The 13,144-nt window shown below is 46.1% G+C and carries 10 protein-coding genes; all 10 read right to left on the reverse strand.

The features are described from left to right. Window positions 1-7 precede the first annotated feature (7 nt). Window positions 8-1,831, reverse strand: coding sequence for an ABC transporter ATP-binding protein/permease (locus ICN44_RS03920; protein WP_216262797.1), 1,824 nt, complete (start codon window positions 1,829-1,831; stop codon window positions 8-10). A gap of 9 nt (window positions 1,832-1,840) precedes the next feature. Next, window positions 1,841-2,290: a dihydroneopterin triphosphate diphosphatase gene (nudB, locus tag ICN44_RS03925; protein ID WP_216262798.1), complete on the reverse strand. Its 450-nt coding sequence runs from the start codon at window positions 2,288-2,290 to the stop codon at window positions 1,841-1,843. Between the two features lie 21 nt (window positions 2,291-2,311). Continuing rightward, window positions 2,312-4,111: an aspartate--tRNA ligase gene (aspS, locus tag ICN44_RS03930; protein ID WP_215358653.1), complete on the reverse strand. Its 1,800-nt coding sequence runs from the start codon at window positions 4,109-4,111 to the stop codon at window positions 2,312-2,314. Between the two features lie 16 nt (window positions 4,112-4,127). Continuing rightward, window positions 4,128-4,781 carry a DUF502 domain-containing protein gene (locus ICN44_RS03935; RefSeq protein ID WP_215358654.1) on the reverse strand — a complete coding sequence of 218 codons (654 nt, stop codon included), beginning with the start codon at window positions 4,779-4,781 and terminating at the stop codon, window positions 4,128-4,130. A gap of 52 nt (window positions 4,782-4,833) precedes the next feature. Beyond that, window positions 4,834-6,420, reverse strand: coding sequence for a ubiquinone biosynthesis regulatory protein kinase UbiB (ubiB, locus tag ICN44_RS03940; protein ID WP_216262799.1), 1,587 nt, complete (start codon window positions 6,418-6,420; stop codon window positions 4,834-4,836). A 3-nt stretch (window positions 6,421-6,423) separates the two neighbouring features. Next, entirely contained in the window at window positions 6,424-7,044 is a 621-nt protein-coding gene (locus ICN44_RS03945; RefSeq protein WP_216262800.1) for an SCP2 domain-containing protein, read from the reverse strand. A gap of 53 nt (window positions 7,045-7,097) precedes the next feature. Continuing rightward, window positions 7,098-8,006 carry a Tim44 domain-containing protein gene (locus ICN44_RS03950; RefSeq protein ID WP_216262801.1) on the reverse strand — a complete coding sequence of 303 codons (909 nt, stop codon included), beginning with the start codon at window positions 8,004-8,006 and terminating at the stop codon, window positions 7,098-7,100. A gap of 70 nt (window positions 8,007-8,076) precedes the next feature. Next, a complete protein-coding gene (gene ubiE, locus ICN44_RS03955) occupies window positions 8,077-8,820 on the reverse strand; it encodes a bifunctional demethylmenaquinone methyltransferase/2-methoxy-6-polyprenyl-1,4-benzoquinol methylase UbiE (RefSeq protein WP_216262802.1) in 744 nt (247 codons plus the stop codon). Beyond that, window positions 8,820-9,218, reverse strand: a complete 399-nt coding sequence (locus ICN44_RS03960; RefSeq protein WP_215321057.1) for a gamma-butyrobetaine hydroxylase-like domain-containing protein — start codon at window positions 9,216-9,218, stop codon at window positions 8,820-8,822. The genes ubiE and ICN44_RS03960 overlap by 1 nt, the downstream gene beginning before the upstream one ends. Continuing rightward, the gene (locus tag ICN44_RS03965; RefSeq protein WP_216262803.1) at window positions 9,218-13,057 is read right to left on the reverse strand and encodes an FAD/FMN-binding oxidoreductase; all 3,840 of its coding nucleotides are present in this window, start codon (window positions 13,055-13,057) and stop codon (window positions 9,218-9,220) included. Before ICN44_RS03965 ends, ICN44_RS03960 begins: the two co-directional genes overlap by 1 nt. Window positions 13,058-13,144: the final 87 nt, after the last annotated feature.

Raw genomic sequence — 13,144 nt, forward strand, 5'->3', positions numbered from 1 at the left:
AGCTATTCTAATCAAGAGCAGCACGTTCTTGCATTTGCCACATTTCTGTATATTTACCTTTAACTGAAAGTAGCTCCTCATGGGTTCCACGCTCCACAATTTGCCCATGATCCATTACTAAGATCTGATCAGCATGAACGATGGTTGAAAGACGATGGGCAATGATAAGTGTTGTACGGTTCTTAGCCAAAGTCAGCAGCTCCTCCTGGAAAGCGCGCTCGGTTTTAGAGTCTAAGGCTGAAGTAGCCTCATCAAAGATGAGCATAGCAGGCCTCTTGAGAAGGGTTCTAGCTATAGCTACCCGTTGTTTCTCTCCACCAGATAGCTTTAAACCCCTCTCGCCGACTTGGGTGTCATAACCATCTGGCAAACGTTTAATAAAGCTGTCGATCTGTGCCGCCCTAGCAGCCTCATGTACACCCTCAATGCTCGCAGAGGGATCTCCATAGGCAATGTTATAGCCAATCGTGTCATTAAATAGCACTGTATCTTGCGGCACGATCCCAATTGCCTTGCGTAAACTGGCCTGCGTAACATCTTGAATATTTTGTCCATCAATCAGAATCTTGCCTGATTGAACATCGTAAAAACGAAATAATAATCTTGCCAAAGTGCTCTTACCCGCTCCACTTTGCCCAACCACTGCAGTGATTGTTCCTGCTGGAATAGCAAAACTCACATCATGAAGAATTTCACGCTTAGCTTCATAGTGAAACGATACATGCTCAAAACGAACATCAGGACCATGGCCATAGTTTTCAATATGTAGTAGCTTAGCATTTGGTGAGTCTGCAATTTCTTTATCGGTATTCAGTAAAGAGAACATGCGCTCCATATCTGTTAGAGACTGCTTGATCTCGCGATAAATCACACCCAAAAAATTGAGTGGAATATACAACTGGATCATTAAAGTATTAACTAGCACAAGGTCGCCAAGAGTCATGGTGCCATCCACTACACCAAGCGTAGCGCGCCATAAAATTAAGACTAGGCCAATAGCGATGATGGTTTGCTGTCCAAAATTAAGAACAGCTAAAGATTTTTGCGACTTAATGGCAGCGGCCTGATAGCGTACTAAGTTTTTATCGTAACGACTAGCTTCAAAGGCCTCATTACCAAAATACTTTACAGTCTCAAAATTTAATAAAGAATCAATTGCTTTCTGATTCGCCCTTGAATCCATTTCATTCATAGTCTTGCGAAAATGGGTGCGCCACTCTGTTACCACCACAGTAAATACAATATAGAAAACTAAGGCGCATAAGGTAATTGCTGCAAACCAAATATCATATGAGTAAGCTAAATAGCCCAATACCAAAATGAACTCAACAAGCGTTGGTAGGATGCTATATAGCGAATAAGCAATCAGTGATTGAATGCCACGAGTGCCACGCTCAATGTCCCGACTAACACCTCCGGTTTGACGAGCTAGATGAAAGCTCAGTGCTAAGGCATGTAAATGTTCGAAGACTTGAAGAGCCACTTTACGAACAGCATTTTGGGTCACTCTAGCAAAGAGAAACTCGCGTAATTCAGCAAACAAGGAAGCAGCCATTCGAAGAAGCCCATACGCCACAATGAGCGCTACTGGAACTACAAGCAAAACTTGTGGGGAGTCTGGCTTGATGTCTAAATCATCAATTAAACGCTTCAGCAAAATAGGGATGCCTAGATTGGTAACCTTAGCAGCAACCAAGCAAGCTAGAGCAATCGCAACTCTAAATTTGTATTCCAGTAGGTAGGGAATTAAATCGCGAATGACCTTCCAATCGCTTCCCTGTGAAGGCTTGGAATCTGCGCTACCGTGATGATGTCCCGATGAATGTCTCATCGCTCTATCTTATTCCTTCTTCTCTGAGAATACTTTGAGAATAGCCTCTCCATTGCTAGGGGAGAAACATTTTTTAGCGGCCTCTACAAACGGTAACCACTCGTAAGCTACGTGCTCTCTTGGTGACAGCTTAACTTGTGTGTCATCAGGCACTTGCAGTGCAAACCAATGTTCGATATTACTAGTAACCCCCGGAGCATAGCGAAAGCGCCATTCAGGATAGATTTCATACTCGATTTGATGATGCATGTTTTGCAATGCATCTTTTGGTAGGTGATCCACTGCAATGCCCGTCTCTTCAAACACTTCTCGGGTAGCTGCAAAGGCTAGATTCTCATCGAGAGCATCGAGACTACCGGTGACGGATTGCCAAAAACCCGAGCGGTCAGCACGCTCTATCAATAAAACATCCCTATTCAATTTGTAGATGACGACTAAAACCGAAATAGGGATTTTCAAGATGGTATTACTGAAGTTGCTTTATGCGGCAGGAGTAGCTTGACGCAAACGGATATGCAGTTCACGCAGCTGACGCTCATCTACTGGGCTTGGAGCCTGAGTTAACAAGCACTGCGCACGTTGTGTTTTAGGGAAAGCAATCACATCGCGAATGGATTCTGCACCAGTCATCATCGTTACAATGCGATCCAGGCCGAACGCAATACCGCCGTGAGGAGGCGCGCCATACTGAAGTGCATCTAACAAAAAGCCAAACTTCGCTTGCGCTTCTTCTGCATCAATTTTCAATGCACGGAATACCTGGCTTTGAACAGCCTCTTGGTGAATACGGACTGAGCCGCCACCAATTTCACTACCGTTCAACACCATGTCATACGCTTTAGCTAAGCACTTACCTGGATCAGACTCCAGATACTTCATGTGCTCATCTTTAGGACTGGTAAACGGATGATGGCAGGCAACCCAACGGGCCTCGCCTTCATCGTAGTCAAACATTGGGAAATCCACTACCCACAACGGCTTCCAACCTTCGGTAAAGAGACCATGCGCTTTGCCCCAAGCAGACTGACCAATACGTAAACGTAAATTACCAATCGCATCGTTTACTACTTTTTCTTTATCAGCGCCAAAGAAAATGATGTCGCCATCTTTTGCACCAGTACGCTTCAAGATGCCTTCGATCGCTGCATCATGCAAATTCTTCACGATTGGTGACTGCAAGCCATTGCGGCCTTCAGCAACAGAGTTGACTTTGATCCAAGCCAAGCCTTTGGCGCCATAAATACTGACGAACTGAGTGTAGTCATCGATTTCGCTACGGCTAATTTCAGCGCCACCAGGTACGCACAAGCCCACTACTCGTCCACCAACTTGGTTAGCGGCTCCTGAGAACACCTTGAAATCAACGTCTTTCATTAAATCGGTCAATTCGGTGAATTCAAAGTTCACGCGCAAATCTGGCTTATCGGAGCCAAAACGCGCCATACCCTCTGAGTAAGGCATGGTCGGGAATGGATTAGGCAACTCAACATTCATGGTCTTCTTGAAAATATGACGAATCATGTTTTCAAACAAATCACGAATTTCTAATTCACTTAAGAAGGCAGTTTCACAGTCGATCTGAGTAAATTCAGGTTGACGATCTGCGCGCAAATCTTCGTCACGGAAACACTTGGTAATTTGATAGTAGCGATCAAAGCCAGCGACCATTAACAACTGCTTGAATAACTGTGGAGACTGTGGCAATGCAAAGAACTGACCGTCATGCACACGGGATGGTACTAAATAATCGCGTGCGCCTTCTGGGGTGCTCTTAGTCAACATCGGTGTTTCGATATCGATAAAGCCAGCATCATCTAAATAACGACGACACTCCATCGCCACGTTGTAACGCAAACGTAAATTCTTCTGCATTTGTGGGCGACGCAAATCCAAGACACGATGAGTCAATCGAGTGGTTTCGGACAAATTCTCATCATCAATCTGGAATGGCGGAGTTACAGATGCATTCAGAATCACCAAGCTATGGCAGAGGATCTCTACTTTTCCACTAACTAAATCGGTGTTCTCAGTGCCGGCAGGACGTGCACGGACAAGGCCTTTAATCTGAATACAGAACTCGCTACGAACTTGCTCAGCAAGAGCAAACATTTCTGGGCGATCAGGATCGCAAACAACCTGTACAAAACCTTCGCGGTCACGCAAGTCAATAAAAATCACGCCTCCGTGGTCACGACGGCGATTAACCCATCCAGCAAGAGTGACTTCTTGACCAATCAGTGAATCGGTTACCTGGCCGCAGGTATGGCTTCGCATTGACATAACAATTTCCTATAAATCAAAAATGGCGTGGCAACTGGGATGCAGTTAAACCACTAGAACTATTGGGGGGAACAGAGCCCATTGAAACAATGTGTTTCAGAGCCTCTTCTACACTCATCTCTAATTCAATCGTTTGTGCACGTGGCACGATCATGAAAAAACCAGAGGTTGGATTTGGGGTTGTAGGCAGAAATACGTTGACGTAATCTTCACCTAATTTGGCAGTTACTTCTTTAGCTGGAATACCAGTTTGAAAAGCAATTACCCAAGAATCAGCATGGGGATAGCGAATCAGCAAGGCTTTGCTAAAAGCCTGTCCACTTCCAGAAAATAAAGTCGATGAGACTTGCTGAACGCTGGAATAAATGGAACGAACAATCGGTATGCGATTAACAAATTTATCCCAGACCTTTAACCACCACTGTCCTGCAAAATTAATCGCAGTCAATCCGGTGAGCAGGATGACCACAATCACAATCAATATTCCAACGCCTGGGAGATCGCGGAAATGCTGTAGATCTCTCGCAGCATCTTCAGGGAGAACCACAATAATGGCGTGCATTACAGAACCAAAAACACCGTCGAGCAGACCCAAGCCCCAAGCAATCACCCAAATGGTGATCGACAATGGTGCCCAAACGAGGATGCCAGCGATAAAGTATTTTTTCATGTGTTCTGCCTAACCCGCTATTTTAGCGGGTTAGCAGCCAATCAGCGAGAGACTAATAAATACCTAGGCTGATGATCAAAATTCCAGCCAAAAACCCGCCGGCAAAGAGTAAAGCACCCGCCAACAGGCGGTGTGTACGTCTTTCTTGCAATAAAAGGGCCTTTAAGACCTCTAATTCCCCATTTTGGTCTTTTATGGGGGTGCGGGCCTGTGCCAAGCTATCTGCAATCAAACGGGGCAATGTTGGCAGAATTTTGGCCCAAGTAGGCGCCTCTTCCTTGATGCCATCAATGAGACCACGCCACCCCAACTGCTTGCTTACCCATTTCTCCAGAATCGGCTTAGCTGTTTTCCAAAGGTCTAGATCAGGATCCAGTTGACGAGCCAGGCCTTCAACATTCAAGAGGGTTTTTTGTAGCAAAGTGAGCTGCGGCTGGATTTCCACCTTAAAACGACGGGAGGTCTGGAACAAACGCATCAGCACAATGCCCAAGGAAATTTCTTTCAGAGGACGATCGAAATACGGTTCACAAACTGAACGCACCGCACCCTCTAATTCTTCAACGCGGGTATTCGCTGGAACCCAACCTGACTCGATGTGTAACTCAGCAACGCGACGGTAATCGCGATTAAAGAATGCCAAGAAATTCAAGGCTAAATAATTTTTATCAGATTCGCTTAACGCGCCAACGATTCCAAAATCTAGAGAAATGAAACGACCAAATGTTTCTGGCTCTAAGCTAATCATGATGTTACCGGGATGCATATCCGCATGGAAGAAGCCATACTCAAATACTTGAGTAAAGAATATTTCTACGCCATCTGAAGCCAACTTCTTAAAGTCAACTCCTGCCTCTCTGAGTGCCGCCGTCTTACCAATCGAGATGCCATACATCCTCTCCATGACAATCACATTGGTGTGACATAAATCCCAGTACATCTCCGGAATCATTAACTTACTCGAATCCGCAAACTGCCTACGTAGCTGACTCGCATTAGCGGCTTCGCGCATAAGATCAAGCTCATCATGCAAATAGGTATCAAACTCCGAAACATTCTCACGCGGCTTTAAACGACGGCCATCTTCTGAACTTTTTTCAATCACCTTAGCTAGGTCGTACATCAAGGCCAGGTCACCCTCAATCACCGGCAGAATACCGGGGCGCAAGACCTTAATCGCTACTGAACAACCTTCCCATTCAGGGTGTTTATCTGTGCCACGCAAGACTCCGAAGTGCACCTGCGCCACTGAAGCGCTAGCAACAGGTGTTGCATCAAAACTAATAAACACTTCCTCAATTGGCTGACCTAGATCGGCTTCAATCAAACGACGAGATTCTTCGTTTGAGAATGGTGGTACCTGATCTTGTAATTTAGCTAACTCATTCGCAATATCCTCTGGCAATAAATCGCGGCGCGTAGACAGCACCTGACCAAACTTCACAAAAATAGGACCTAGTGCCTCGAGCGTTAATCGAATACGCTCACCTCTAGGCAGATGACTACCTGGAGACATCCAGCAAAGCATGGTTAAGAATCCGCGACGAATGCCCGGCTTTAGAAGATCACGCAGAAGTGGCAATAAACCATAACGCCATGCGGTAAAGAAAATGAAAAAGAGACGAGCAATTCGACGCACGATTTATTTAGCCTTTTGCTCTAGAAGTTGAATGCGCTTTTCCATACGGTCTAATGACTCGCGCAATTCGCTTAATTCGGATTTACGAACCATAAAGTCTCGTTTATTTAAAAGCACTTTCTTTTCTTCACTGACATACTCCACTACATTGTCCAGCAAATCGGATGCGGCAGACCGAGTGGCAGAGACAAACTTTTTACCCTGTCGTACAGCAAAGTTTGCAGGTGCATCTCCCACTAGGCGAGCTAAATCTTCCTCGTATTCCCAGCGCAGCTGCCCAGCAAGACGACCCAATAATTGGGCTAAGTCTGCATCACCAGTAATTTTGACCGCTTTAAAAGCCTGCTCTCGCAAAGAACCTGTACTACCTACCAAGTCGCTCAATGCCTTGGCAGAAACCTCCAAAGTGAGCGATGGCGCCTCAATCTCTTTTAAGCTAGCCAATAAACCATCTGGCTTGATCTCAAAACACAGATTACCTAGCGGAAGTTGTAACAATATTGTTTTGTTGGCATGGCGAGCCAATTCAGCAGACGCCCAAGGCTCGCTACCCAACACGTGATTAATCCCCCGGCAGGCTGCGCCAGAAGCAATCGTATGGGTAGTCGAAAAATGTCTGTTCATGAGTGTAAAAAACCCGCACTAGTGCGGGTTTTCCGACGGAAAGTACCTAAAGCTTAAACCAACTGGGAAATACCCGCCAGTACCCAGCCGCCAGGACCATCCACAGGCTTGCTTAAATTCCAGATTTCGGAGAAGTCGCTCGCTGGAGCGCCTTGTTGCTCACGAATCATGCCGCTGAACTGAACGCTACAGAAATAATGGGCATCTGCCGTCTCAACCCCTAAGAGCTGAGCATTAATGGTCACGACATCTGTTTGATTACTGCCATCAGTTCTACCAGCTAAATCTTGCTGAATCGTGGCAAACATATCGGGAGTTGTAAATTCACGCAAGGATGAAAGATCACCTTGGTCCCAAGCTTTTTGCAAAGTTACAAAATATTGTTTTGCATTTTCCAAAAATGTTTGCTGATCGAAACCAGGGGGCAAGGTTGACTGAAATACCTCAGGCTCTGCACTCACCCCACCGAATGCATTTGCAGCAGGAGTGAAGGCAGGTTCTTGTCTTGGCATCTCAACGCTATTGCGCTGCATGCCTTGAGATGGCGCATTTGAGTTTTGACCAGCACCAGACATCGCTGGCAATAATCTACGAATCACAAACATAATGACAAAGCCAGCCAACATTGCGATCAGCAAACCAGTAATCAATGAAGAAGCTGCTTCACCTAAACCAAAATGCGATAAGAGGTAACCAATTCCCAGACCCGCAGCTAAGCCACCCAAAATACCACCCATGCCACCAAAACGACTAGGCGCAGGTGCTTGAGGAGCTGGGGCGGGAGCAGTCGGTTGTGCTTGCTGAACTGGCTTTTGCATAGGAGTAGCCTGACGTTGCATTGGTGCACTTGGCGCGCGTCCAAAACTTCTTCCACCGCCTAAGCGAGCAGCATCAACCTGACCAACCATTGCAATAATCAAAGTAAAACTCAAGAGAACTGCTTTAAAAAAATGTTTATTCATTTTTATATTTACCCCTTCTTTTAACTACTGAACTTCTTTAGTTTTTAAGAGCTTAAAAACTATACAACCATCAGTATTTAATACCAATATGTAAGGCAACGATACCCCCAGTCATCCTGTGGGTTTCCACTTCATCAAAACCAACCCCCAACATCATTTCTTTAAGGGTTTCCGCATCGGGATGCATGCGGATAGATTCCGCTAAATAGCGATAACTTTCTGAATCTTGCGCAATCTTCTCGCCCAGCCATGGCAAAACCTTAAATGAATAAGTGTCATATACGGGTTGCAAAAAGGCATCAGGCTTGGAAAACTCCAGCACCAAAACGCGGCCACCTGGTTTGATCACACGGCACATTTCACCTAAAGCAATCTCTTTATGCGTCATGTTACGTAAACCAAAAGCAACGGTCACCACGTCAAAATGATTATTCGGAAAAGGTATTTTTTCAGCATCAAACTGTACGCAGGGCAAAGCCATACCGCGATCCAATAGACGGTCACACCCAACACCCAACATAGAAGCGTTGATATCACTTAACCAAACTTGAGCATCTGGGTTGCGCCCCCAATCGGCAGCTTTTGCAAAAGCCGCGGCTAGATCACCAGTGCCACCAGCAATATCCAAGATCTTTTGACCAGGACGAACATTTGCACGAGCAATCGTCACTTTTTTCCAAACACGATGTAGCCCGAATGACATCAGGTCATTCATGACGTCGTACTTGCTAGCTACCGAATGAAATACTTCAGCAACCTTGCCGGCTTTTTCAGCTTCATCAACACTTTGATACCCGAAGTGCGTTTTACTCATTAGTGACTTCCACAAGAATGGCCTGATGCACCGCCTGGCTGATTCATCGGTGTATCGCGATCTAAACCGGCAGCAGCCAATTTATCCAAATGCTCTTTCCATAACTGCTCCTGGTTCTCACACAGAAACAATAGGTAGTCCCACGTAAACAGGCCCGAATCATGCCCATCAGAAAAGCTAGGCTTGAGTGCATAGTGCCCAACAGGTTCAATGTTGGCAATCAAAACATCGCGCTTACCAGTCTGCAATGTTTCCTGCCCTGGCCCATGGCCCTGAACTTCAGCAGAAGGAGATAAAACCCTTAACAACTCAAAAGGCAAACGATAGGTATTGTTATTCTCATATGAGAGCTCCAGGACCTTGGATTGCTGATGCACAACAATATTGCTTGGAATCATTAAACGAGGACCCTCTCAATGCCACCTTGGTTAGCCTTGGCTACATAGTCCTGCATCCAGTCTTTACCAAGTAGCTTCTGAGCCATTTCAACAACGATGTAATCGGCTGTAGTGTCGCTATCTGCATCAAAACGTGTCAGGCCTTGTAAGCATGATGGGCAGCTGGTTAATACTTTGACTTCGCCAGTGAAATCATCTTTGCGCAATTCAGTCGCCGCTTTTTCCATCTCAATCTGCTTACGGAAACGCACTTGAGTAGAAATATCAGGACGTGTGACGGCCAACGTGCCAGATTCACCGCAGCAACGATCATTCTTTGCTATTGCTTTGCCATCTTCGAGCTGAATTAACTCATTCACTGTCTTCAACGGATCTTGCAGCTTCATCGGGGAGTGACAAGGATCGTGATACATATACTTCACGCCCGTTACGCCAGAGAGCTTCACGCCCTTCTCTGCCAAGAACTCATGAATATCAATAATGCGGCAGCCAGGGAAAATCTGCTCGAACTGGTAGCCTGCTAACTGGTCATAGCAAGTGCCACAAGAAACAACCACGGTCTTGATATCTAAGTAATTGAGGGTATTGGCAACACGATGGAATAACACACGGTTATCTGTGATCATCTTCTCTGCTTTATCAAAGTCGCCATTACCACGCTGTGGGTAGCCGCAACAGAGATAGCCTGGTGGCAGAACAGTTTGAACGCCAACATTCCACAACATCGCTTGAGTAGCTAGGCCAACTTGAGAGAACAAACGCTCAGATCCACAACCCGGGAAGTAAAACACTGCCTCAGTATCCGCAGAAGTTGTCTTAGGATCACGAATAATTGGTACGTAGTTCGCATCCTCAATATCCAACAAAGCACGCGCTGTTTTCTTGGGTAGATTGCCAGGCATCTTCTTATTTACAAAGAAGATCACCTGCTCTTTAACGCTCGGCTTTCCTACTGTTGCAGGCGGATGGGCAGTTTGTTGTTTCGCAAACTTCCGTAAGACATCATTACCCAGGCGTTGCAACTTATAACCCCAACCAATCATGGTCTTGCGAGCGAGATTAATGGATTCTGGGCTGGTGGCATTCAAGAAGAACATGGATGCTGCTGTGCCAGGGTTAAAGCGCTGCTGCCCCATCTTGCGCAAGAGATTACGCATGTTCATGGTCACATCACCAAAGTCGATATTGACCGGGCATGGTGTTAAGCACTTGTGGCAAACCGTGCAATGCGCTGCGACATCATCAAACATTTCCCAATGGCGAATCGAAACACCACGTCGAGTTTGCTCTTCATATAGGAAGGCTTCAATCAACAGTGATGTTGCCAGGATTTTGTCGCGTGGGCTGTAGAGCAAGTTTGCGCGTGGTACATGGGTTGAGCAAACAGGTTTACATTTACCGCAACGTAAACAATCTTTTACGCTATCGGCAATCGCACCAATATCGCTTTGCTGCATGATGATCGACTCATGGCCCATCAAACCAAAGCTAGGCGTGTAGGCCATGCTCAGGTCAGCATGTGGCATCAACTTGCCTTTATTAAAGCGACCTTCTGGATCAACGCGATTCTTATAGCTGCGGAAATCTTTGAGTTCAGCTTCTGTTAAATACTCTAATTTAGTAATACCAATACCATGCTCACCAGAAATCACACCATCTAGTGAGCGGGCTAATTTCATGATCCGATCTACGGCGCGATGCGCATCCTGCAACATCTCGTAGTCATCTGAGTTCACCGGAATATTGGTGTGCACGTTTCCGTCGCCAGCATGCATGTGCAAGGCCACGAATACACGCTTACGCAAAATGTTTTTGTGAATTGCTTCTAACTCGGCCAGAATCGGCTCAAACGCCAGACCACCAAAGATGATGCGCAACTCTGAACGCACTTCCTCTTTCCAGGAAGCGCGCAGACTGTAATCCTGCAGACGCGGGAAATAAGAGTCCATCTCAATGAGCCACTCAGCCCAACGTCCGCGTACCTTGGCGATGAGTTCTAAGGCTTGCTGAACACGATCTCCCAAGATTTCTGCTGTAGGAATCTCATACTCAGCATCACTCTTACCTAGCGGTAATGCGCTCTTTTTCAAGAAAGTCTCAAGACCATCAAGTACTTGCAACTTGTTTTTAAGAGAGAGCTCAATATTGATGCGATCGATACCGTCGGTGTACTCGCCCATACGTGGCAAAGGAATCACGACGTCTTCATTAATCTTAAAAGCATTTGTATGACGGGCAATCGCAGCAGTGCGGGCACGATCAAGCCAGAATTTCTTACGAGCTTCAGCGCTGACTGCAACAAAGCCTTCGCCAACTCGTAAGTTCGCCATCCGTACTACTTCACTCGAAGCTGCAGCAACAGCTTCTTCATCATCGCCAGCAATGTCGCCAATCAACACCATCTTCGGCAGGCTATTGCGCTTTGATTTGGTGGAGTAACCCACTGCTCTTAAATAGCGATCATCCAAGTGCTCGAGGCCGGCCAAGATTGGGCCACCTTGCTTGCTTAAACCATCTAAGTAAGCTTTAATCTCGACAATGCTTGGAATAGCTTCACGTGCTTGACCAAAAAACTCCAAGCAAACCGTGCGCATGAATTTCGGCATGCGATGCAATACCCAAGTTGCGCTAGTAATCAAACCATCGCAACCTTCTTTTTGCACACCTGGTAAGCCCGATAAAAATTTATCAGTAACGTCTTTACCTAAACCTTCTTTGCGGAAACGTCTGCCTTCAACTTCTAATAATTCTGTTTTTAGAATGCGTTGACCAGGCTCGCTATTGCCATCAGACCAAGTGAGCTGAAAACGGACAGTTGCCACATCATGGATCTTGCCAATATTGTGTTCAAGACGCTCGATGTCCAACCAATTGCCTTGCGGATCTACCATGCGCCAGCTAGCAAGATTATCTAAAGCCGTTCCCCAAAGAACCGCTTTCTTACCACCCGCATTCATGGCAATATTGCCGCCAATGCAGCTTGCATCGGCAGAAGTAGGATCAACCGCAAACACAAGACCAGCATGCTCTGCAGCATCAGATACGCGACGGGTCACAACGCCTGCGCCAGTAAAGATGGTAGATACTTCGCGATTTAAGCCTGGTAGTTTTTTAGCTTTTACGCCGCCGATATCTTGCAACTTTTCAGTGTTAATCACTGCAGACATTGCATACAGCGGAATAGCACCACCGGTATAACCAGTACCACCTCCACGAGGAATGATGGTCAGACCTAACTCAATACAAGCTTTCACCAAACCGGGAATTTCAGATTCGTAATCCGGCTTTAGAACAACGAGTGGAAACTCAACACGCCAGTCTGTTGCATCAGTAACGTGAGCTGCACGAGACACACCATCAAAACAAATATTGTCTGCAGCAGTGTGGCGGCCTAACTCCTTACGGGCACGCTTACGAATCACTTCAACTTCTTTAAATCCGTTTTCGAAATTTTCGATTGCGCGATAAGCGGCACTTAATAGAATTTCTACTTGGTCAGCAGAATCGCCACTATTACGCTTCTTGACTTCACCCAAGCGATGCCAAAGAGCATCGATTAATTGTTTGCGGCGGTCGGGACTGTCCAGCAAATCATCTTGCAAAAAAGGATTGCGCTGCACCACCCAGATATCACCCAGAATTTCAAATAACATGCGAGCGGAACGGCCTGTACGGCGAACGCCACGCAAGTTATTGAGAACACGCCATGATTCCTCGCCCAATAGGCGAATCACAATCTCTCGATCGGAAAAGGAGGTGTAGTTGTAGGGAATTTCGCGAAGACGGGGGGAGCCCGCCTCAGCATCCAACAACTGGTTCAAAGCTAATGGTGCGTTCATAGCGACATATTTGATAAATAAGCATTTTAATTGAGTGAACCTGATAGTGGCAGGATTCCGAGAAAGTTGCTCCTCAAAGGGATAAAC

Origin of the sequence: Polynucleobacter sp. JS-Fieb-80-E5, assembly GCF_018882015.1 — a bacterium.
Taxonomy (GTDB): Bacteria; Pseudomonadota; Gammaproteobacteria; order Burkholderiales; family Burkholderiaceae; genus Polynucleobacter.

Bases quoted from the DNA above. Each gene is read 5' to 3' on its own strand.
- ICN44_RS03920 (WP_216262797.1), bottom strand. From the start codon at position 1,831: ATGAGACATTCATCGGGACATCATCACGGTAGCGCAGATTCCAAGCCT.
- aspS (WP_215358653.1), bottom strand. From the start codon at position 4,111: ATGTCAATGCGAAGCCATACCTGCGGCCAGGTAACCGATTCACTGATT.
- ICN44_RS03935 (WP_215358654.1), bottom strand. From the start codon at position 4,781: ATGAAAAAATACTTTATCGCTGGCATCCTCGTTTGGGCACCATTGTCG.
- ICN44_RS03945 (WP_216262800.1), bottom strand. From the start codon at position 7,044: ATGAACAGACATTTTTCGACTACCCATACGATTGCTTCTGGCGCAGCC.
- ICN44_RS03950 (WP_216262801.1), bottom strand. From the start codon at position 8,006: ATGAATAAACATTTTTTTAAAGCAGTTCTCTTGAGTTTTACTTTGATT.
- ubiE (WP_216262802.1), bottom strand. From the start codon at position 8,820: ATGAGTAAAACGCACTTCGGGTATCAAAGTGTTGATGAAGCTGAAAAA.
- ICN44_RS03960 (WP_215321057.1), bottom strand. From the start codon at position 9,218: ATGATTCCAAGCAATATTGTTGTGCATCAGCAATCCAAGGTCCTGGAG.
- ICN44_RS03965 (WP_216262803.1), bottom strand. From the start codon at position 13,057: ATGAACGCACCATTAGCTTTGAACCAGTTGTTGGATGCTGAGGCGGGC.